At 31.7% G+C, this 22,672-nt stretch carries 22 protein-coding genes and 1 riboswitch; of the genes, 13 read left to right on the forward strand and 9 right to left on the reverse strand.

Annotation, left to right across the window (positions count from 1 at the left end; genetic code table 11):
* Positions 1-86 precede the first annotated feature (86 nt).
* The 4 genes from Q0935_RS06605 to metG all read right to left on the reverse strand — a co-directional run bounded on the left by Q0935_RS06605 (position 87) and on the right by metG (position 4,874).
* On the reverse strand, positions 87-794 hold the full coding sequence (locus tag Q0935_RS06605) for an OmpA family protein (protein WP_299250025.1): 708 nt from the start codon (positions 792-794) through the stop codon (positions 87-89).
* Positions 795-799: 5 nt separating this feature from the next.
* Positions 800-1,270: a lipocalin family protein gene (locus Q0935_RS06610; RefSeq protein ID WP_299250022.1), complete on the reverse strand. Its 471-nt coding sequence runs from the start codon at positions 1,268-1,270 to the stop codon at positions 800-802.
* 127 nt (positions 1,271-1,397) lie between these two features.
* Positions 1,398-2,813, reverse strand: coding sequence for a hypothetical protein (locus Q0935_RS06615; protein WP_299383631.1), 1,416 nt, complete (start codon positions 2,811-2,813; stop codon positions 1,398-1,400).
* 3 nt (positions 2,814-2,816) lie between these two features.
* Positions 2,817-4,874 (reverse strand): methionine--tRNA ligase, encoded by a 2,058-nt coding sequence (metG, locus tag Q0935_RS06620; protein WP_299383858.1) that lies wholly within the window; start codon positions 4,872-4,874, stop codon positions 2,817-2,819.
* Positions 4,875-5,081: 207 nt separating this feature from the next.
* Here metG and Q0935_RS06625 point away from each other — a divergent pair, with 207 nt between their 5' ends.
* Both Q0935_RS06625 and Q0935_RS06630 read left to right on the forward strand, forming a co-directional pair.
* Positions 5,082-6,092, forward strand: coding sequence for an LD-carboxypeptidase (locus Q0935_RS06625; RefSeq protein ID WP_299383634.1), 1,011 nt, complete (start codon positions 5,082-5,084; stop codon positions 6,090-6,092).
* A gap of 84 nt (positions 6,093-6,176) precedes the next feature.
* Positions 6,177-6,536 (forward strand): YraN family protein, encoded by a 360-nt coding sequence (locus Q0935_RS06630; protein WP_299383639.1) that lies wholly within the window; start codon positions 6,177-6,179, stop codon positions 6,534-6,536.
* A 72-nt stretch (positions 6,537-6,608) separates the two neighbouring features.
* Here the strand turns inward: Q0935_RS06630 and Q0935_RS06635 are convergent, their stop codons facing one another.
* Positions 6,609-7,136 (reverse strand): cation transporter, encoded by a 528-nt coding sequence (locus Q0935_RS06635; protein WP_299383642.1) that lies wholly within the window; start codon positions 7,134-7,136, stop codon positions 6,609-6,611.
* Between the two features lie 195 nt (positions 7,137-7,331).
* Here Q0935_RS06635 and Q0935_RS06640 point away from each other — a divergent pair, with 195 nt between their 5' ends.
* Positions 7,332-8,222, forward strand: a complete 891-nt coding sequence (locus Q0935_RS06640; RefSeq protein ID WP_299383645.1) for an EamA family transporter — start codon at positions 7,332-7,334, stop codon at positions 8,220-8,222.
* Positions 8,223-8,284: 62 nt separating this feature from the next.
* On the opposite strand, the gene Q0935_RS06645 is transcribed toward Q0935_RS06640, so the two are convergent.
* Together Q0935_RS06645 and Q0935_RS06650 are read right to left on the reverse strand one after the other, a co-directional pair.
* Positions 8,285-10,372, reverse strand: a complete 2,088-nt coding sequence (locus Q0935_RS06645; protein WP_299383647.1) for a pitrilysin family protein — start codon at positions 10,370-10,372, stop codon at positions 8,285-8,287.
* Between the two features lie 103 nt (positions 10,373-10,475).
* Positions 10,476-11,798, reverse strand: coding sequence for a pitrilysin family protein (locus Q0935_RS06650; protein WP_055434717.1), 1,323 nt, complete (start codon positions 11,796-11,798; stop codon positions 10,476-10,478).
* A gap of 438 nt (positions 11,799-12,236) precedes the next feature.
* Here Q0935_RS06650 and rplU point away from each other — a divergent pair, with 438 nt between their 5' ends.
* Positions 12,237-12,887: a 50S ribosomal protein L21 gene (rplU, locus tag Q0935_RS06655; protein WP_299249994.1), complete on the forward strand. Its 651-nt coding sequence runs from the start codon at positions 12,237-12,239 to the stop codon at positions 12,885-12,887.
* 42 nt (positions 12,888-12,929) lie between these two features.
* Positions 12,930-13,190 (forward strand): 50S ribosomal protein L27, encoded by a 261-nt coding sequence (gene rpmA, locus Q0935_RS06660; RefSeq protein WP_299249991.1) that lies wholly within the window; start codon positions 12,930-12,932, stop codon positions 13,188-13,190.
* A 58-nt stretch (positions 13,191-13,248) separates the two neighbouring features.
* Here the strand turns inward: rpmA and Q0935_RS06665 are convergent, their stop codons facing one another.
* Positions 13,249-13,713: a DUF1569 domain-containing protein gene (locus Q0935_RS06665; protein ID WP_299249988.1), complete on the reverse strand. Its 465-nt coding sequence runs from the start codon at positions 13,711-13,713 to the stop codon at positions 13,249-13,251.
* A 380-nt stretch (positions 13,714-14,093) separates the two neighbouring features.
* Complete coding sequence (ahcY, locus tag Q0935_RS06670) at positions 14,094-15,410, reverse strand: adenosylhomocysteinase (RefSeq protein ID WP_299249985.1); 1,317 nt, start codon at positions 15,408-15,410, stop codon at positions 14,094-14,096.
* Positions 15,411-15,543: 133 nt separating this feature from the next.
* Here ahcY and Q0935_RS06675 point away from each other — a divergent pair, with 133 nt between their 5' ends.
* The 8 genes from Q0935_RS06675 to Q0935_RS06710 all read left to right on the forward strand — a co-directional run bounded on the left by Q0935_RS06675 (position 15,544) and on the right by Q0935_RS06710 (position 22,672).
* Positions 15,544-16,170: a 4'-phosphopantetheinyl transferase superfamily protein gene (locus tag Q0935_RS06675; protein WP_299383651.1), complete on the forward strand. Its 627-nt coding sequence runs from the start codon at positions 15,544-15,546 to the stop codon at positions 16,168-16,170.
* Entirely contained in the window at positions 16,171-16,881 is a 711-nt protein-coding gene (locus tag Q0935_RS06680; protein ID WP_299383654.1) for a geranylgeranylglyceryl/heptaprenylglyceryl phosphate synthase, read from the forward strand. It abuts the gene before it with no gap.
* Positions 16,882-16,903: 22 nt separating this feature from the next.
* On the forward strand, positions 16,904-17,164 hold the full coding sequence (locus Q0935_RS06685) for a hypothetical protein (RefSeq protein ID WP_299383658.1): 261 nt from the start codon (positions 16,904-16,906) through the stop codon (positions 17,162-17,164).
* On the forward strand, positions 17,148-17,780 hold the full coding sequence (pnuC, locus tag Q0935_RS06690; RefSeq protein WP_299383662.1) for a nicotinamide riboside transporter PnuC: 633 nt from the start codon (positions 17,148-17,150) through the stop codon (positions 17,778-17,780). Before Q0935_RS06685 ends, pnuC begins: the two co-directional genes overlap by 17 nt.
* Complete coding sequence (locus tag Q0935_RS06695) at positions 17,741-18,346, forward strand: ATP-binding protein (protein WP_299249970.1); 606 nt, start codon at positions 17,741-17,743, stop codon at positions 18,344-18,346. The genes pnuC and Q0935_RS06695 overlap by 40 nt, the downstream gene beginning before the upstream one ends.
* The gene (locus Q0935_RS06700) at positions 18,306-19,856 is read left to right on the forward strand and encodes a DUF4301 family protein (RefSeq protein WP_299383664.1); all 1,551 of its coding nucleotides are present in this window, start codon (positions 18,306-18,308) and stop codon (positions 19,854-19,856) included. The genes Q0935_RS06695 and Q0935_RS06700 overlap by 41 nt, the downstream gene beginning before the upstream one ends.
* Positions 19,856-20,263 (forward strand): alternative ribosome rescue aminoacyl-tRNA hydrolase ArfB, encoded by a 408-nt coding sequence (gene arfB / locus Q0935_RS06705; protein ID WP_299383668.1) that lies wholly within the window; start codon positions 19,856-19,858, stop codon positions 20,261-20,263. The genes Q0935_RS06700 and arfB overlap by 1 nt, the downstream gene beginning before the upstream one ends.
* Positions 20,264-20,316: 53 nt before the next feature.
* Positions 20,317-20,409: riboswitch (TPP riboswitch) on the forward strand.
* Between the two features lie 136 nt (positions 20,410-20,545).
* Positions 20,546-22,672 carry a TonB-dependent receptor gene (locus Q0935_RS06710; protein ID WP_299383671.1) on the forward strand — a complete coding sequence of 709 codons (2,127 nt, stop codon included), beginning with the start codon at positions 20,546-20,548 and terminating at the stop codon, positions 22,670-22,672.

The following is a 22,672-nucleotide window of genomic DNA, read 5'->3' on the forward strand; positions in this document are numbered from 1 at the left end:
AAAAAAGACCTTATCTTTTTAAGTAAAATAAGGTCTTGTAATATATTTAATCTTGGGTTTATTCCGAAGAAAAAGGCAAAAGAATTTTAGTTTTCTCCAGACTCGTTCTTAGCGTCCTCAATCATTTTGTCATTTGGTAAAATAGCAATATTTACACGTCTGTTTTTAGAGCGTCCTTCTGCTGTAGTATTATCGTGAGTTGGTTGTAATTCTCCAAACCAGTTTGTTGTTAATCTACCATTACTTATACCGTTGCTAATAATAAAATTTGTTACAGCATTGGCTCTGTTTTTTGAAAGTGTCATGTTGTTTTCTTCGCTACCAACACTATCTGTATGGCCTACTACTAATATGTTTGTATCTGGATACTCTTTAAAAATAGTTACTAATTTATTTAAAGTCGCTTGAGATGCAGTATTTACATTATACTTTGCTGTATCAAAATATACACCACTGTCTTCATCAAAAGTTACTACAATTTTATCCTCTATACGTTCTACTGTTGCTCCAGGAATTTCGTTTTCAATTTTCTCAGCCTGCTTGTCCATTTTGTTTCCAATAAGAACACCAGCACCACCGCCAATAACACCACCAATAACAGCTCCTAATTCGCCGTTACCACCTTTACCAACATTATTACCAATAATAGCTCCTAAAATGGCTCCACCAGCTGCGCCAATAACGCCTCCTTTTTGTTTGTTATTTGCATTTTTTGTAGCACTACAGTTAGTTAATGTAATTGCTAACATTAAAGTTAATGCTATACTTGTTACTTTTTTTATAGTTAAATTCATGATTATTATTGTTTAGAAAAATTCATATTAATTGTAAATGGTTTTCCATCTACAGATACGGTTTGTTGCCATTGCATATCAAATTCGGACAATTGCGCTAGTTTTAATCTAAAACCTTGGTTGGTTTCAGATTTGTTTTTAGCATCGGTAGGCTTTAATAAAAAGTCATACAAGCCAGTTTGTTCGTCAACTTCTTGTATTGTGAATACAAAGTTTCTTTCGCCAGTTGTACAGTTTTGGTTGTTTATAGTATAAATACCAGTGTTGTTGTTTGGGATAAAAGACCAAGTACTACCTTCAAAACACTCTTTAGAAGCGTCGTTAAGTAGCATAACATTAAAGTTACCAGATTCGCTATAAGAAATGTTATTTAAAAGCCATTGACCTTTAATGGTTTTTTGAGATTGTCTCACAACTTTAGATCCTCCACAAGATAGGAAGGTTGTAACGACTAGAAGTAATATTATTTTTTTCATGGTTTAGTTTTTTGATTTTGTGTTACACAATGTACAATCAAAATAAATAAATAGTGCTAATATAATCTCAATTAATAAATATTTAACTAACAGTTTTAATGGTAGTTAGGTCTGTTTTAATTGAGGCTTAATCGAAGATAAACAGTCTGTATAATCCTGTTTTGTAATTAAAAGATCCCCAAACATAATCATCCTTATAACGGAATACAGATTGAGCATCTAAGTGGCTAAAGTCTTTTGTGAAATCGTTTATTTTATCAAAGCCATTTTCAGGAATTAAATTAGAATTATGGTTAAAGTGCTCATTAAACAAGCATTTAATTTGTATTGATTTTGTTTTGTTATAATTATCGAAAGTAGAAAATAAAACACCACCAATTGCTCCTCCAATCAGGCCGCCAACAACCGACATTGTTCCGCCAGTAGCAATTTTGCTAGATCCAATAGTTACAACATAGTTACTACTGTCTTTATAAACTGCAACTCCCAAGTGTTTGTTGGCTATTTTTCTTAAATATTGAGACGTGTTTTCTAACACACGAACACCATATTTACCATCTCCCACTTTTTGAATCATTTTTGTATTCTTAAAGTCTATTGTTTCATGCTTTCCAACTTTATAGCTTTTAAGCATTTTCATTTCTGGATAAGTATAAACAGAAAATAGAAGTTTATCTTTAGTGGCATACACATTAAAGTAGTGGTTGTCGAAAATAAAAGAGTTAATTCCAGATTTTAGTTCACCCTTAATAAAGCCTAAATTTTCTACAGCATTAAATTTTAATGCTCCATCTGTTACATTAATGTCTATTATATAAGTGCGCTTTCCAAAGAAATTGTTTGTTAATATAATTTTACCATCTTTATAAAACACTTTGGTTTGAGCAGTTACACTCTCTAAAGCCAGCGGCTCTCCAATGTCAATTTTCTTAATTTCAGAAGCATAAGCAAAAATAAGACTGTTGAAATTGACTGCTAAATCTGTGTCAGACTTTATTTGTTCTTCAGGTAAGCTAATCTCTTTGTTAGTAACATTAGCATTATTATCTAAGGTGTACAGGTTAAGTTTTGAGGTTTTATATACTGATGTTAGAATATAAAATTTATCCTTATCTGAAAAGCTATTTACATACTCTTCTTTTTCAAAATTGATATCTAAATCATCAACCAATTTAAAAGTATTAGTTTTAAAATCAATTTTTAAATACCCGAATTTTAATGAGGAATTACGTTTAAAGTAGAGAGTGTAACTATCATTTTCTATAGATTGACCGACGATACTCCTGCTTTTTTTTGGAATATCGTCTATAACTACTTTTGAAATTAATTCCTGATTTTGGTTATATAAATATACAGTTATTTGCTTTTTTTCTCTTAAGAAGAAAGCAATATTTCCAGATTCTTTATCAATAATAGGCAAAGCATCTTTTAAGTTTGAATATTCTCCTTGCAAACCAGTTTCGATAACAATCCAATTTCTTTGTGCAGAAACGGTTGTGCTAATTAAGAGCAAAAATAGAAGTGGAAATAGTTTACTAAACATATATTAACTTATTGTTAATCCATTAGAAACATTTGCATCATCGGGATTTACAAATACTAATTTACCATCTGCGTTTTCAGTCATTAAAATCATGCCTTCACTGTCTACACCACGCAAAGCTCTTGGTGCTAAGTTAACCAACACAGTTACTTTTTTACCAACAACTTCTTCGGCTGTAAAGCTTTCTGCTATTCCAGAAACAATGGTTCTAACATCTATTCCTGTATCTACTTTTAAAACTAAAAGTTTCTTAGCTTTTGGCATTTTTTCAGCTTCTAGAATTGTGCCAACTCTTAAGTCTAGCTTTGTAAAATCGTCGAATGCAATAGTGTCTTTTTGTGGTTCAGCTACTTTATTGGCAGCTTCGTTCGCTTTCTTACTAGCTTCTAATTTATCTAACTGTGCTTGTATTTCGGTGTCTTCAATTTTAGAGAATAATAACTCACCTTTACCTATTTGGTGTCCAGCAGAAATTAATATTTCTTTAGTTGCAATGTCTTCCCATTTGTTCTCATCACTATTTAAAATATTTTTTAATTTAGTTGATGTAAATGGTAAAAATGGCTCGCATAATGTTGATAACGCCGATGCTATTTGTAAAGCAACATACATAATTGTTTTAGTACGGGCTTCGTCAGTTTTTACTAATTTCCAAGGCTCTTCGTCGGCAAGATATTTATTTCCTAAACGCGCTAAGTTCATTAATTCTTGAGAAGCTTCTCTAAAACGGTAACGCTCTAAAGAACTTTCTATAACACTTGGGAACGCTTTTATTGTTGCCAAAGTTTCTTCGTCTATGGTAGATAATTCACTTGGAGTTGGTATAATACCTTCGTAATATTTGTTAGTTAAAACAACTACACGGTTAATAAAGTTTCCAAAAATGGCAACCAATTCGTTATTATTTCTTGCTTGAAAATCTTTCCAAGTAAAATCGTTATCCTTAGTTTCTGGTGCATTAGCAGTTAAAGCATAACGCAATACATCCTGCTTATCTGGGAAGTCTATTAAATATTCTGGTAACCAAACAGCCCAGTTTTTAGAGGTAGACAATTTGTTGCCTTCTAAATTTAAAAACTCGTTTGCTGGTACATTGTCTGGTAATATATAAGAACCTTCTGCTTTAAGCATTGCTGGAAAAATAATACAGTGAAATACAATATTATCTTTACCAATAAAGTGAACTAGCTTAGTATCTTCATCTTTCCAATATGGTTCCCAATCTTTATTTTCTCTTGCAGCCCATTCTTTGGTTGCAGAGATGTAACCAATTGGAGCATCGAACCAAACGTATAATACTTTGCCTTCGCCTCCCGGAACAGGAACTGGTATTCCCCAATCAAGATCACGTGTTACCGCTCTTGGTCTTAAACCATCGTCTAACCAAGATTTACATTGACCGTAAACGTTAGATTTCCAATCTTTTTTATGTCCTTCTAAAATCCATTCTTTTAAAAAGGCTTCGTGTTTGTTTAATGGTAAAAACCAGTGTTTAGTTTCTTTTAAGCTAGGTACATTTCCTGTAATTGCAGATTTTGGGTTGATTAAATCTGTAGCATTATGGCTTGTTCCACATTTTTCACATTGATCTCCATAACTTTCTTCGTTACCACATTTTGGACACGTACCAACTACAAATCTATCTGCAAGGAATTGGTTTGCTTCAGCATCATATAATTGTTCAGAAACTTCTTCAACAAATTCATTTTTATCGTACAAAGTCTTAAAAAACTCTGATGCAGTATCATGATGAATTTTAGCTGAAGTACGAGAATAGTTATCGAAAGTAATACCGAAATCTAAAAAAGACTGCTTTATAATAGCGTGGTATCTGTCCACAATTTGTTGAGGTGTAACACCTTCTTTTTTTGCTTTAATAGTAATTGGCACACCGTGCTCATCACTACCACAAATAAAAGCAACATCGTTTCCAGTTAATCTTTTGTAACGTGCGTAAATATCTGCAGGTACATAAACACCAGCTAAATGTCCAATATGTATTGGTCCGTTAGTGTATGGCAACGCTGCAGTAATGGTATATCTTTTAGGATCTTTCGACATGAATTCTTGTAATTTAACAACAAAAATAATCATTACCTTTTTTAAAATTGAATTCTTAACCTTGGATTTAATAAAAAGGAGTGTTTTTTTATAGATTTGAGTAGAAAAGTGATGGAACAGTGCTCTTATTCAATATTATGAGACTAATCTACTTTTTTTAATAAGTACTTCATTTTAATTTTGTAAAATATCGGTTACATTTACATTATGATAAAAAAAATATTAATTATTACTGTGTTATTTTTCTTCGGAAGTATTAACGTTTCGGCTCAAGAGAACACAACCATAAAAACACCATCAAAATTGATACAACCACCCTATCTAAAAGCAGGAGATACTGTTGCTATTGTTGCACCATCTGGTGTTTTAAAAAGCAGAGCAGACGAAGTTACACGTGCTAAAAAACTATTAGAAAGTTGGCAATTAAATGTTGTTGTTGGTAAGCATGTTTTTAGTAGAGATAACCATTTTGCAGGTACAGATTTGGAGCGTTGCGAAGATTTTCAAGAAGCTTTAGATAACCCGAATATCAAAGCCATTTGGAGTGCAAGAGGAGGTTATGGAACAGTGAGGATTCTTGATAAATTAGATTATTCAAAATTTTTACAACAACCCAAATGGGTTATTGGTTACAGCGATATTACTGCTTTACATAACCAAATTAATACTAAAGGAGTGGAGAGTATTCATGCTATTATGTGTGTAAGTTTACCTAAAAATCAAGAAGAAATTAAAGAAAGCATAGACACTTTTAAAGCTTCAATTTTTGGTAAACCTATAAATTACACTTTAAAAGAATCTAAATACAATAGAGAAGGTAAAGCTTCTGGCCAATTAGTAGGAGGGAACTTAACAATATTACATACTATGTTAGGTTCTAATACAAGTATTGATACAAAAGGAAAGATTTTATTTATTGAAGAAATAGGAGAGTATAAATACCATATCGACCGTATGTTACAAAGTTTAAAACGTGCTGGTTATTTTGATGACTGTAAAGGTGTAATTGTGGGCGGTATGAGTAGAATGAGAAAAAATACTACGCTTTGGGGAACTAGTGTAGAGCAGCTTGTTATAGATGCTTTATCCGCCTATGATTTTCCTATTGCTTTTAAAATGCCCGCAGGACACGAAAAAGATAATCGTGCCATGATTATGGGACGAACGATTGATTTAGAAGTGAGTAAAACAAAATCAACAATTAAGTTTGAAAAGTAGATTGCTATTGCATATAATAAAACGAAAAATATAAATACATTAAATTTTAGTTTGTAGGATGAGATTCCTGCCTACGCAGGAATTATGGCGCAACACAACGAATTAGGAAAAAAGGGGGAGCAACTTGCTGTAGATTTCTTGTTGAAAAAAGGCTACGAAATTCTAGAGAGAAACTATACATTTCAGAAAGCCGAAGTTGATATTATTGCAAAAATAAAAGACACATTAGCTATTGTTGAGGTAAAAACGCGCTCAACAATAGAATTTGGTAATCCTCAAGATTTTTTAAAACCAAAACAAATTCAACGTTTGGTAAATGCGGCAGATGAGTTTGTAACCGTAAATAAATTAGATGTAGAAGTGCGTTTTGATATTATTGCTATTGTAAAAGAGAATAAAGAATTTAAGATTGAGCATTTAGAAGATGCTTTTTATCACTTTTAATACGTGGCAATTTTAAATAAAAAAAGCTTCAACTTTATGTTGAAGCTTTTTTTATATTATAAATCTTAGAAACTATGCTTTAGCTTCTTTAGTGCAACAAGCTTTTTTACAATCTTTAGCACAAGCTACTTTTTCACCTTCTGTTTTGTTTTTACAACAGTCTTTTTTACAGTCTGCAGTGCATGCCTTTTTCTCTTCTTTAGAAAAAAATTCAACAGTATTCATATCTTTTACTTTGTAAGTGTCAGATACGCTAGTAACTGTGTTTTCTAAACTTACAGGTGTTACTTTAGCTTCGTCGTATTCTACCATAGCTAATTGTCTATCGAAATCTACAGTGGCAGATTTTACACCTTCCATTTTAGCCATCTTTTTCTCGATAGTTTTTGCACATCCCATTGCGCAAGTCATGCCTTCAATTTTAAATTCTGCTTTAGCATAAGTAGCATTTGGATCTAATTCTGCTTTTGTAGCTTTAACTTCTGTTTCAGCAGTTTCAGTAGTTTCAACCGTTTTAACTTCTGGTTGTGCTTCGTTTTTACAACTAAATGCTGCAATTGTAATGATAGCAATTACTAATATGTTTTTTAAATTTTTCATGAGTTTGTTTTTATTGTTTATTAATTGTCACATGCTGCTTACTATTAATAATTTCTTTAACGATAGAATTTTTAACAGCTCGTTTCATGAGTATCGATTTTTATTATTCTGTTATCAATTACAAAATTAACAATTATATCTATTTATTGCGTTAAAAATTAGATTTTTGCATAAGCTAATAAACGCCTTATTTATATGAAACTATCGAAATGGACTTACCTCATTATATTGTCTGTTATTTGGGGAACAAGTTTTATACTTATAAAAAAAGCGTTAATAGGTTTAGATCCTTATCAATTAGGAGCTTTAAGAACAGTTTTAACAGGTTTGTTTTTATTTATTGTAGGTTTTAAAACCATAAAGACCATAAAAAAAGCAGACTGGAAATGGATAGTAATTTCGGGTTTCTTAGGTTCCTTTATTCCTGCTTTCTTTTTTGCAATTGCCGAAACGGAAATAGATAGCGCTGTAGTTTCTGTATTAAATTCTTTAGTACCATTAAATACTATTTTAATGGGAATGGCTGTTTTTAAGATTACCTCTACAAAGCGACAGGTATTTGGTGTTGTAATTGGTTTTATTGGTACGGCTTTGTTAATATTAAAAGGTGCCGAATTAAATCCACATCAAAATTATTTATTTGCAGGTTTTATAATTGCTTCAACATTAATGTATGCTGCTAACGTAAATATTATAAAACGTTATTTACAAGATGTAAAGCCATTAACGATTGCTGTTGGAAACTATGTACCTATTGTAATTCCTGGACTTATAGTTTTGTTTTTTACGGGATTCTTTTCTGCTGAAGCATTTAGTCAACCGGAATTTAGGATGTCTATTTTATATGTTGCTATTTTATCTTTATTTGGTACTGCTATTGCTAAGGTGTTGTTTTTTAAACTTGTTCAAATGTCGACTCCTGTATTTGCATCTTCGGTAACTTATATAATGCCAATTGTCGCTTTAACTTGGGGATTGCTAGATGGAGAATCTTTTAGTATTATACAAATTGTTGCTTCTGCTATTATATTAATTGGAGTGTATTTGGCTAATAAAAAGAAGCAACAAATTAAATCTAAATATTAAGCAAAAAAAATCTGAAGCCTTTCGACTTCAGATTTTAATAAAGATATTAAATAGCTTTTTACTTATTCAAAGTCAGCTGTTGTTAAAGGCTCATTTACTTTAATTGTAGTTACTTTAAGCTCTACATTTTGTCCTCCCATTGGTACAGAAGTTACGTGTGGAAATTTAATACCACTTACTTCTTTATAGTCACCAAAAGTTCTTTCTTGAGTAATTTCTTGTCCTCCTGGACCTTTTCCTTTAGAAACACTTTTTATTTTTAAACCAGAAGTTACATCGTAATAATTTTTAGTAGATTCTCCATCTTTATCTTCAATTACTAAAACATAAGCATCGTTACCATCTACAGTTTCAATTGAATCTAAAGATACTTTTAATGAAGAATTAGCCATTAAACCTAATTCATCAAATAATGCTGTTTTAGCCTTAGATTTAGCGATAGCTTCAGCAGGCATAGGTTGTTTGTTTCCCATTTGTGCCATGTAACCAGTTTCACCATTAAAAGCTTGTTTAAAAACAGATCCCATTCCAATAATGCTAACATCTGTAGACATAAGGTTTGGGCTTTTTTGCTTAAGAGTCATTGCCATATTTTGTCCTTGAAAAGAAGCACTCATTTCTTGAACTAAAGTAGTTACATTTTGTAATGTAGTTTCACCACCAATAGCTTTTATATAACCGTCTACTACAGTTTGAGCTGTTACTCCTGCAGGAATAGGCTTAGAGAAAACTGGCTTTGATACAGAGTTTGCAAAAGCATCAAAATATTTAACAGGAATTCCTGTTTTTTCTAAGTTAGAAACGACTTCGCTACCTTTTCCTACTACTATTACTCTTGCGTTTTGCTCAGTAAAGTATTTGTTTGCAACACGTTGTACATCATCTGCTGTTACCGCATTGATTTTTGTTAAGTACGTTTTGTAAAAATCACTAGGTAAATTATTTAACTTAATGTTTAAAGCATATCTAGCAATTGTAGAAGGCTGTTCTAAAGCCAATACAAAATCACCAACGTATTTTGCTTTAGCATTTCTTAAATCTTCAGCAGAAACTTTTTCAGTTTTAATTCTTTTAATTTCTTTTAAAGATTCTACAACAGCACTATCTGTAACTGCATTTCTAACTTGTGCTCCAGCTGTAAAACGGGCAGCTCCATAACGGTCTGTTCCTACACTAGAACGTGCACCATAAGTATAACCATGCGCCTCACGTAAGTTCATGTTTAAGTAAGAGTTAAAACCACCACCTAAAATTTTGTTTGCAATTAAAACAGCATGATAGTCTGGATCACCCATTTCTAATTTTACATTGCTAGTTACAGATATATTAGACTGTACGGCATTTGGCATATCTACAAAGTTAATTTCTGTAGCGTTTACGTTTATGTATGGTTGTGGGATGTTTTTAGTAACATCGATACCTTTATCCCATTTTTTGAAGAATTTTTTAACCTGCTTTTCTACGGTTTTAAAATCTACATCACCAACAATTACTAAGTATGCATTGTTAGGGTTAAAGTTTTCTTGATAGTAAGCACGAACATTATCTAATGTAATGTTATTTAAAGACTCCTCTGTAATAAACTCACCATAAGGATGTTTTTTACCAAAAGATAAAGCACCACCTACACGAGAAGCTACTGCATCTACACTTTTTGCGCTAGATTTTAAGCCTTCGATAGCTTTTTCTTTTTCTTTTTGAAACTCTTCTTCAGTTAATAAAGGGTTCATTGTAGCATCTGCCATTAATTCTAATATTCTTTCAGAATACTTTGTTAATGAGCTACCAAATGCACTACTAGATCCAAAGCTTAAACTTGCTCCAAGGAAATCGATCTCTTCATTAAATTGATCTTTAGAAATAGAAGTTGTTCCATTACCTAACATAGATCCAAGTATACCAGAAACACCTGCTATTTTACCTTCAACTTTTGGTTGGTTATCTATTCTTAAAGAATAAGATACTCTTGGTAACTTGTGGTTTTCTACTACTAATACTTTAAGTCCGTTTTTAAGTTCAAATTCTCCAGGAACTTCCAATGTAATTGTTGGCGCTGGACCTGGTTTTGGTTGCACAGATCTATCTATTTGAGCAGTAGCCGAAAAGGATAGTAAAAACAGTGCTATAATTGCTGTTATTTTTGTTTTCATTTGTCTTATTTGTTTTTTATAATTTGTCAAATGATGTTTTTAACTTTTTAGTATTCTTATTTAAATTAAGAACATTCACTTGTCTTGTTATTTTTCTAAGATATTATTCTTCTTCTTTAGCTACTGGTAAATACTCTAAAACCACACGTTGATTTGGGTTTAAGTATTTTTTAGCAACCGCTTGTATTTCTTCTCTAGTAATAGATCTGTAGATATTAATTTCGTTATTAATTAAATTAACATCATCAAATAACATGTAGTAACGTGCTAAAGAATTTGCAATACCAGAAACGCTAGAGTTAGAGCTAACAAAATCGTTTTCAAATTGGTTTTGAAGTTTTTGATAATCTCTTTCAGACATTAATTCATTTTGAACTTTTACTAATTCTTCGTCTATTTCTGCTAATAAGCTTTCTAAAGAATTATCTCCTAAAGGTAAGCCGTATAAAATGTACGTTCCGTAATCTTCTTGACTTTGGTTAAAAGCACCAACTTGAAGTGCCATTTTCTTATCGTCAACAAGTTTTTTGTATAATTTTGAAGTTTTACCAGAACTTAAATAGCTAGATAACATATCTAAAACATAAGCATCTCTCTCTGTCATTGCAGGAGTTCTATAAGCCGCCATAATTGCTGGAATCTGGATATTAGAATCGTAAGCTTTAGCTTTAATAGTTTCTGTAATTGGATCTTCTTTTGGGAAGTTTCTAACAATATCTTCTCCTCTTGGAATAGGTCCAAAATAATCTTCAATCATTTTTTTAGTTGCAGGAACATCTATATCTCCAGCAACAACTAAAACAGCATTGTTAGGTACGTAGAACTTTTTGTTAAAAGCTTGAAACTCTTCTAAAGAAGCAGCATCTAAGTGTGCCATTTTACCAATTGTTGTTCCTTTATATGGGTGTTTTTTAAAGATATTAAGTTTAATTTCTTCAATAAATTTACCATAAGGCGCATTATCAACACGTAAACGTTTCTCTTCTTTTACAACTTCGTTTTGTGTGTCTACACCAATTTGATTAATAATTGGGTGCATTAAACGCTCAGATTCCATCCATAAACCTAATTCAAGACTGTTAGATGGGAATACTTCGTAATAATATGTTCTATCGTCTGTTGTGTTGGCATTATTACTTCCTCCGTTAGAAGTTACAATTTTAAACCATTCACCACGCTCAATGTTTTCTGTACCTTCAAATAAAAGGTGTTCAAAAAAGTGAGCCATACCTGTACGGTCTGGTTGTTCATCTTTAGCACCTACATGATACATTACAGAGGTTGTTACTACTGGAGCAGTGTTGTCTTGATGTAAAATAACGTGCATGCCGTTACTTAAATCATACTCTTCAAATTTAACTTCTTGTGCATTAGCTGCAAATCCAGCCAAGAGCAAAGCTGCTAATGAGAATAAATTTTTTTTCATTGTGTTGTGAGTTAATTAGTATTAATTGCGGTATAAGTCTATAACTTATATAATTTGTTACAGATTCAGAACAAATTTACTAATAGATGAACGGAATGTTTAGGATATGTTAAAAAATTTAACATTGAATTGTCACTTTTTTAATCTTTTTTTTGCAAAATTAATATGAATTACTAATGATTATTAACATTATAGAGCAATTTGATATAACAAGTACATTTAAATTATAACTTTGTTAATAGCATTTTAATATGTGTTTTTTGTAAGATTTCTTTTAAATTTTACAGCTTTTTTGTAAGATGTTGACTTTTAATGCTTAAAATATTAGTAATCATAGGTGAAAACGTTTGCAAATTAATTTTTTAGAAGTATATTTGCATCCGCTTTCTGAGAGGAAAGTAGATATATTTAATAACAAATTAATAAAAACGTTACGCTATGTACGCAATTGTAGAGATAGCAGGGCATCAATTTAAAGTTGAAAAAGACCAAAAAGTTTTTGTTAACCGTTTAGCATCAGAAGAAGGAGAGACTATGTCTTTCGATAATGTTCTTTTAATTGCAGATGGTGACAATGTTACTTTAGGCGCCCCAGCTATAGATGGAGCACAAGTAAGTGTGAAAGTCTTAAAGCACCTTCAAGGTGATAAAGTTATTGTTTTCAAGAAGAAAAGAAGAAAAGGTTACCGTGTTAAAAATGGTCACAGACAAGCCTTAACTGAAATCGTTATTGAGAGCATTGTAGCTTCAGGAGCTAAGCCAGCAAAAAAGGCTGCTCCAAAAAAAGAAACTAAGAAAGTAGAAGCGAAAGCTGCTGCTCCTAAGGCTTCAAAATCAACAGGAAAAGCTGATGATTTAAAGAAAGTTGAAGGTATTGGTCCAAAAATTGCTTCGACATTAGCTGAAGCAGGAATCTCAACTTTTGCTGAATTAGCAAAAACAGATGCGGCTAAAATTTCTGAAATCATTGCAGGTGTTCGTGGTAACCACGTAACTGATACTTGGCCAGCACAAGCTCAAATGGCTGCTGATGGTAAGTGGGATGAGTTAAAGAAATGGCAAGACGAATTAGATGGTGGTAAAGCTTAATTGCTAAACTACTTAAGTATAACAAAATAAAACCTTAAGACAATGGCTCATAAAAAAGGAGTTGGTAGTTCGAAGAATGGTAGAGAATCAGAATCAAAACGTTTAGGCGTTAAGATATTTGGTGGACAAGCTGCTATTGCTGGAAATATCATATTAAGACAAAGAGGTAATACGCATCACCCAGCTGAGAACGTATACCAAGGAAAAGATCATACTTTACATGCTAGAGTAGATGGTTTAGTAAAATTCACAAAGAAAAAAGATAACAGATCTTACGTTTCTATCGAGCCTTTCGAGGCTTAGGAATTTTAAATCCTAAAATATAAAAACGCCTTTCTATATAGAGAGGCGTTTTTTTTTGTTACTTTTTTAAAATATCATTTATAATCTTTAAATGGTGATTTGTATGTAATACTAAAAAGTGAGGCACTCTTTTCTTGTTAATGTGTCCAAATAGTGGGTGTTTAAAGTAAGCGTTCTTGTTTAAACTGTTTATGGATTCTATATTAGTTTTAACCTGTTGTACTTGTTTGTTGAGGTCTTCTTTTAAAATAATTTCTGGCGGCTTTACATGTTTTGGAGCTTTTGCTTTTCCTCTTGGAAAGAAGCCTAGTGTAAAGAATACTTTACCTAAAAAACTGAAGTTGTTTTTAAAGGTGTCAGGATCCGAGTTTTGAAGTGCAATGATTACATTATTAACTACCTTAAGACTATGGTCTATGTGCCAAGCAATATCGCTTTTAGATACTTTAGGTTTTGAAAGGTTGTGATTTTCTATATGGGATTCTAATGTATTAATGACAGAGTTGATTTTATCTAAAGACATAAAGTTGTTATTTGTTAAGGTGAAGGTAATTATTTAAAAGCTAAAATAAACAAAGTGCATTTTTGTAAGTGATAATAAAACTAAAAAGGTGGTCTCTAATTTCTCTTAATAAAGACTTAAGATGATTGGCCTGCAATAGCGATTGATGCGGCATCCTTTTTTGAGGCACGAAAAAAAGATATAGTGGAAAGCGCGGTTGGTTTTGGTTTTTCTGCCAAAAGCAAATTGCCCAACTTCTCGATACATCACGATAAAAATCGATACACGCGAAGTGATAATAAAAAAATCCCAAACACGAATGCTTGGGACTTTAGTATAATTTAGTTTCAATTAATAAGATTGCCATGTCGCTAAAAAGCTCCTCGCAATGATATTTCTGACTAGTATCTGTAGTGTTCTGGTTTGTATGGGCCTTCTACTGTTACACCAATATATTCTGCTTGGTAAGGTGCTAATTCTGTAAGCTCTACTCCAATTTTAGCTAAGTGTAATTTTGCTACTTTCTCATCTAAATACTTTGGTAGCATATATACATCGTTTTTGTAATTTGCACTGTTTTTCCAAAGTTCTATTTGTGCTAAAGTTTGGTTAGTAAATGAGTTGCTCATTACAAAACTAGGGTGTCCTGTTGCACAACCTAAGTTTACTAAACGTCCCTCGGCAAGTAAAATAATATCTTTTCCGTCAATAACGTATTTGTCTACTTGAGGTTTAATAGTGTCTTTAGTATGACCGTGTTTTTCGTTTAACCATCCTACTTGTATTTCGTTATCGAAGTGACCGATGTTACAAACGATAACTTTATCTTTCATTGCCTCAAAATGCTCAGCACGAACGATATCTTTATTTCCTGTAGTTGTAATAATGATATCACTATTACCAACAACAGTTTCTAATTTTTTAACTTCAAAACCGTCCATTGCAGCTTGTAAAGCACAAATAGGATCAATTTCTGTAACGGTTACAATACTCCCTGCTCCTTTAAAAGAGGCAGCTGTACCTTTACCAACATCACCGTAACCACAAACAGTAACACGTTTTCCAGCTAACATAATATCTGTTGCACGACGTATAGCATCTACTGCAGATTCTTTACAACCGTATTTGTTATCGAATTTAGATTTAGTAACCGAATCGTTAACGTTAATTGCTGGCATTGTTAATGTTCCGTTTTTTACACGCTCGTATAATCTGTGAACTCCAGTTGTAGTTTCTTCAGATAATCCTTTAATTCCTGCTGATAATTCTGGGTATTTATCTAAAACCATGTTAGTTAAATCTCCACCGTCATCAAGAATCATGTTTAATGGCTTTCTGTCTTCACCAAAAAATAAGGTTTGTTCTATACACCAATCAAATTCTTCTTCTGTCATGTCTTTCCATGCGTACACAGCAGTTCCAGCGTCTGCAATTGCAGCAGCAGCTTGATCTTGTGTAGAGAAAATGTTACAAGAACTCCATGTAACTTCTGCTCCTAAAGCTTGTAAAGTTTCAATTAAAACGGCAGTTTGAATAGTCATGTGTAAACATCCTGCAATACGTGCACCTTTTAATGGTTGCTCGTTTTTGTATTCTTCACGTAAACTCATTAAGCCTGGCATTTCAGCTTCAGCTAAATTAATTTCTTTTCTTCCCCAAGCCGCAAGCGACATATCTTTTACCTTATTAGGTACGTAAGCAACTGTTTTATTACTCATATTTCTTTGTCTTAATTTTTTATAAAATGAAACGCCTTTGGGATTTAGGACTTAAAATAGTTAAATTAGCCATTAAAAGCACCTAGATCGCCTTAAGCGATGCAAAGATAATCAATAGAATTTAGAATATTAAATGCCTCTTTACAAATCCATTAGTGTAAATTCACAAACTACTGTTAAAATCTGGAAGATTGAAGAGTCTTATACAGAGTTAATTACTCCTTTAAATTTAAAAGAAGAAAGCTTAAACCGTGTAAATGGTATGAAAAGCCAATTGCATCAACGTGGCTTTTTAAGTGTTAGGCATCTTTTACGAGCTTTTGGTTATACAGACCAAGATTTATTTTATGATGATAATGGAAAGCCACATTTAAAAGATGGAAAACATATTTCTATAACGCATAGTTTTACGTTTTCGGGTGTTATTGTTGGTGATAAAGAAGTTGGAATAGATATAGAGAAACAACGTGATAAAATAGCAGTTATAGCAAAGAAATTTGTGGATTATGAGTTTGAATATTTAAGCGAACTAGATACCGATTATATAAATAGGCTAACTGTTATTTGGGGAATTAAAGAGTCGCTTTACAAATTATTTGCTACTCCAGGTATGTTGTTTAGAGAACACTTTTTGGTGATTCCTTTTATGATGGAAGATAGAGAAACGTTGTGTTGGATAGATTATAAGATGAAAAAATACAGGTATAATTCTTACTTCTTAGAGTTTGAAGGTTTTACTTGTGCATACGTATTAGGATAAATGAAGTCTATTTTACAACATCTTAAAACATCGAAAAAACAAAATCTTGCAGTTTTAATAGACCCTGATAAATTTGATTTAAAAAATGCATCGCAATTTATAGATAAAGTTAATAGATCTATAGCTACGCACGTGTTTGTTGGAGGAAGTATAGTTGAAAAAGATGTAACCGAAGCATTACTTTTAGCAATAAAACCATTAACAAACTTACCAATTGTTTTGTTTCCGGGAGATGTTATTCAAGTTTCAGAAAAAGCTGATGCTATTTTATTTCTGTCTTTAGTTTCTGGTAGAAATCCTGAGTATTTAATTGGTCAGCAGGTAAAAGCTGTTTCGAAATTGAGAAATAGTAGTCTAGAAATCATCCCGACAGGTTATATTTTAGTTGATGGAAAAAAGGAGACTGCAACTCAAAAAGTGACTAAAACCAAACCTTTAAATAAATTGCAAGAGATTGTAGATACTGCAAAAGCTACTGAGTTATTAGGAATGCAATTAGTCTATTTAGAGGCTGGAAGTGGTGCAAAACAAGAGGTTAGTAATGCTGTGATTTCAGCTGTTAAATCAGAAATTAATATACCTTTAATAGTTGGTGGAGGAATAAGAAGTAAATTTGTAATAGATAAAGCGTTTAAAGCAGGAGCCAATTTAGTTGTTATTGGTACGGCATTTGAAGATGACGAATCGTTTTTTGAAGAGATAAAAAAATAAAATAAGTAAATATCCCAAGATCATGAATATATCTATAGACTTAACATTATCGCCGTTACAAGACGATTACGAAAAACACGTTATAGATTTTATAAAAGTGCTCCGAGATTCGGAGTTTACGGTTTTAGAAAATCCGTTAAGTACTCAAATATATGGTGATTATAATAGTCTAATGCCTTTTTTAACCCAAGCTATTAAAAACTCTTTCGAGAATCAAGATATTTGTGTGTTAACAATGAAAGTGGTAAAAACAGATAGAAGTGACTATGAACCAAATTTTTGATTTTTTTCTAGATGCTTATAAAAATGCATCAGCCACAGATATTGTATTAGAGATTATTGTCTTTTTTTTTGGTATTGCAAGTGTAATTTATGCAAAGAGAGAAAATATTCTAGTATATCCAACAGGATTAGTAGCAACTATTATAACTGTTTATCTACTTTATAAAGCTGAGTATTTTGGAGATATGATGATGAATTTTTACTATTCTGTCATGAGTCTTTATGGCTGGTGGAATTGGGCTAGAAAAAACGAAAACGAATATGTTCTTCCTCTTTCTAGAACGAATACTCAAGAGAAATTAATAGGTATAGCCTTGTTTTTTATTACAATGTTTGTAACCTATTTAGTTTATAGTGTTTACGATTATAAGTTAGAAATCCCGAATTACATAGATATTTTTACTTCCGGTATTTTCTTTACTGCAATGTGGTATATGGCTACCAAGAAATTAGCGAATTGGACTTTATGGATAATTGCCGATTTAATAACTATACCACTATACGCTTATAGAGGTTTAGGGATTTTATCATTACAATATTTAATATTTACCATTTTAGCTATACAAGGTTATAAACAATGGAAGAAAAGTATAGACAACAAGAAGCAAATTGCATAAAAGTTGTGTTGTTTGGCCCAGAATCTACTGGTAAAACAACATTGGCAAAACAATTAGCAGCTTATTATAATTCGGTTTGGGTACGCGAATTTGCGCGAGAGTACCTTCAAGAAAAATGGAATAATGAGCGTAAAATTTGTGAGCCAAAAGATTTATTGCCAATTGCTGAAGGACAAATGCTTTTAGAAAACGAATTAGCAAAAAAAACAGATACTGTTCTTATTTGTGATACCGATTTGTTAGAAACTAAAGTGTATTCCGAAGTCTATTATTCTGGAATGTGCAATCCTGAATTAGAAAAATATGCGTTGGAAAACACTTATGATTTGTACTTTTTAACGTATATTGATACGCCTTGGGAAGCCGATGATTTAAGAGATAAGCCTGAGGAAAGAGAAGCTATGTTTAAAGTGTTTGAAGCGGCTTTAAAAAAACACAATAGACCTTATGTTTTGCTAAAAGGAGATGAAAAAACACGTCTTGAAGCAGCAGTAAATCATATAGATAAATTAATAACAAGAAAAAGTGAACTTCACCAAAGCACAAATAAAGCAAATAGAAAATAAAGGATTAACAGTAGATAAAGTTTTGAAACAAATTGAAACTTTTAAATCGGGATTGCCTTTAATTAATTTAGAATCTGCCGCGATTTTAGGTCATGGAATATTGAGTGTTTCAAAAGATGAAAATAAAGAGTATTCAGCATTTTACGATAAGCAAAAGGAAGAGTTAGATGTTTTAAAGTTTGTTCCAGCTTCTGGTGCTGCTACTAGAATGTTTAAGTTTTTGTTCGAGTTTTTAGATATGTATGACCATGAAAAAGAAACGGTTAATGGTTACATTAACAAACATAAAGCTAACGATTTGTTAGTGTTTGGTGTAGGTCTTGAAAAATTTCCTTTTTATAATGATGTAATCAAAGAGTCTAAAAAACATGTTCCAAACTTCGACTCATTATCTGCAGATTTAAAAGTTGTAGAGTTTGTAAAAACCATGTTAAACGAAGATCGTTTAAATTATAGTTTCTCACCAAAAGGATTATTGCCTTTTCATAAATACAAAGATCATATAGCTACTGCTTTCGAAGAGCATTTATTCGAAGCTGCACTGTATGCAACCTCTAATAATATAGCTGCGATTCACTTTACAATATCAGAAATTTACAAAGATATTTTTGATGAAGAGTTTAATCGAATTCAAAGCATAGTAGAACAGAAAACGAATACAAAATTTAAGATATCTTATTCTTATCAAAAAGAAGAAACAGATACTATTGCCGTGTCAGCAAAAAATGAACCTATAGAAGATGTAGATGGTTCTTTACATTTTAGACCTTCTGGACATGGTGCTTTGTTAGCAAATTTAAACGATTTTGATGCCGATATTATATTTATAAAAAACATTGATAATGTTGTTGTTTATAAATATGAAAATGAAGTTGCAAAGCATAAAAAGGTATTAGCAGGAATTTTACTTAAAAAACAAAATAAAGCTTTTAAGTATTTAAAAGAGTTAGAAGCAGACAAGGTTTGTGAGGATAAATTAATTGAAATTGCACGTTTTTTAAGGAAAAAATTGAATGTCATTATTTCTCATGAATTCGAAAAATACTCTCCCAAATATCAAATAGAATATCTGAAAAGTAAACTCAATAGGCCAATTCGAGTTTGCGGAATGGTTAGAAACGAAGGAGAGCCAGGAGGTGGACCATTTTGGGTTAAAGACGAAAGTGGTACTGTGTCATTACAAATAGTAGAATCAGCACAAGTAGATAAAAAGAACAAGCATCAAAAAAGTATTTTAAAAAATGCAACGCATTTTAATCCTGTAGATTTAGTTTGTGGTATTAAAAATTATAAAGGCGAAAAGTTCGATCTCTCAAAATATGTAGATCCAAAAACGGCTTTTATTACAATGAAAACTAAAACAGGAAAAGATATTAAAGCGCTGGAATCTCCAGGACTATGGAATGGTGGAATGGCAAATTGGAATACCATTTTTGTAGAGACTCCAATAGTAACTTTTAATCCTGTAAAAACTGTTACAGATTTATTAAAGGCAACACATCAATTATAATGTTTAACGAAGAAGCTCTTGTTAAAGAATTTAATTTTAAAGGTATTAGGAGTTCTGGTGCCGGAGGACAACATGTAAATAAGGTGTCTTCTAAAATAGAATTAACCTTTAATATTCAAGAGTCTTTAGTTTTAAATGAAAAACAAAAAGAAGTTATAGCATATAAGTTGTCTAATCGAATTACTAAAGATGGCTTACTAATACTTCAATGTGGAGAAAGCCGAAGTCAACATAGAAATAAAAACATTGCTATAGTAAGAGCTATCCAACTTCTTAAATCTACATTGTTTGTAAAGAAAAAACGCATTCCAACAAAAATTCCGAAGGCAGTAATTATTAGGAGGCTTAAAAGTAAGCGTGCTAATAAAGAAAGAAAAGCAACCAGACGTAAGCCTAATTTAGATTAAAAAAAGATTAAAACGTAAAACGTAACTCAAAAATCTATCATACCTTTGCGCTGTTCTCAAAAAAGGGGTGCCATAAATTAGGCTGAGATCATACCCATTGAACCTAGAACAGGTAATGCTGTTTAGGAATTTGTAGAAATACAATTAATATTATTAGTCATCTTATCTAAGAATAAGAAAGTGAAAAACAGACTATAAAATGTATTGATTGTATTTTGAAAAAAACTAATTATTATAATAGAATAATTACCTCTTTTTATTCGCGATTTAAATGTATTTCGAATGAAATCTATAGTAAAAACAACAACTTTATTTTTAGCATTTACAGTATTAACTTTAAATGGTTTTGCACAAGAAGTTAAACAAGACTCAACAAAAATTGAAACCTTAGATGAGGTTTTGGTTTCTGCGGTTAGAGTAAAAGCAGATGCGCCTGTAACGCATTCTAATTTAACAAAAAAGCAAATTGCAAAACGTAATTTAGGACAAGACATTCCTATTCTATTAAATTATTTGCCAAACGTAGTATCATCGTCTGATGCTGGTGCAGGTATTGGTTATACGTATATGAGTGTCCGTGGATCTGACGCTTCAAGAGTTAATGTCACTATAAACGGAATCCCATATAATGATGCTGAGAGTCAAGGCACTTTTTGGGTAAATATGGGAGATTTTGCTTCGTCTACAGAGAGTTTACAATTGCAACGTGGTGTTGGTACATCTACAAATGGTTCTGGTGCTTTTGGTGCTAGTTTAAATATTTTAACAGATGCTGTTTCTAAAGAGGCTGGAGGCGAAATTTCTAATTCTTTTGGTTCTTACGGTACGAGAAAACATAATGTAAAATTTACTACAGGTAAAGTAAATGAACATTTTGAATTTGCTGGTCGCTTGTCTAATATTCATTCAGATGGCTATATTGATAGAGCGTCTACCGATTTAAAGTCATATTTTTTACAAGGAAGTTATACTGATGAAAACACCTTGATTAAAGCTTTAGCTTTTGGAGGGAAAGAGGAAACATACCAAGCTTGGGATGGAATTTCGGCAGAACAATTGGAAGAAAATAGAAGACAAAATCCATTAACTTACGATAATGAAGTAGACAACTATCAACAAGATCATTACCAATTACATTGGAACGAGAAATTGAACAATAATTGGACAACTAATGTTGGTTTAAACTACACTAGAGGTAAAGGTTATTTTGAGCAGTTTAAAGACGATAGAGATGCAGTAGATTATAATAACTTAATAGAAGATGGTAGTGATGTTATTGTACGTCGTTGGTTAGATAACCATTTCTATGTTGGTAATTTTAATGCTACTTATAGAAAAGATAGATTAGAAATTATTTCAGGAGTGTCTTACAGTGATTACGAAAACGACCATTATGGTGAGCTTATTTGGGGAAGTGAATTAGCAGATAATACAAGTATAAGAGATCATTATTACGATGGGAAATCTACTAAAAGCGATTTAAATATTTTTTCTAAAGTATCGTTTGGTCTTACCGAAAAATTAAAAGCTTTTGTAGATATACAAGGTAGATTTGTAAATTATAAAACTAACGGATTAACATCTAAAAGAGTACCATTAAATGTTGATGAAAAATTTAGTTTCTTTAATCCAAAGTTAGGTCTAACTTATAGGTTAAACAATGAAAATAGTTTCTATACATCGTTTGCAAGAGCAAATAGAGAACCTAATAGAGACGATTTTAAAGCTGGTGTAAGTACTCATGAAAGCTTAAACGATTATGAGTTAGGATGGCGTTTAACACAAGAGAATTTTAAGTTAAGTACTAATGTTTATTTTATGGATTATCAAAACCAATTAGTACTTACAGGAGAGATTGATGATACAGGAGATGCTTTACGTGGTACTAGTGGTAATAGTTATAGATTAGGTTTAGAGATTGATGCAGATATCCGTTTAAGTAATAATTTTTCTGTAAGACCAAACATTTCTATTAGTAAGAACGAAAATGTTGATTATGTTACAAATAGAGACGATGCTATACAAGAATTAGGGAACACTAATATTGCAAATTCACCAAATACTGTTGCTGGTAATGCGTTGGTGTATCATCCATCAGAAAGGTTTCAGGTTGCCTTTTTATCAAAATTTGTAGGAGAACAATATCTAAGTAATACAGATACAGAGGTTTCAAAATTAGACAGTTATTTTACTAGCGATTTAAACGTAATGTATGAGTTTAAAATGGAAAGCGTTTTTAAATCTATTGTACTTACTGCTTTAGTAAACAATATTTTTGATAAAGAATATGTAGATAGAGGTTATATTTATTTAGATACATGGTCTACGCCTGGAGAAACGCAAGAAATACAAGGATACTATCCACAAGCAACTAGAAACTTTCTTGTTGGTGCAACACTTAAATTTTAA

The organism is uncultured Lacinutrix sp. (genome assembly GCF_947500605.1).
In the GTDB taxonomy this organism is placed as follows: Bacteria; Bacteroidota; Bacteroidia; order Flavobacteriales; family Flavobacteriaceae; genus Lacinutrix.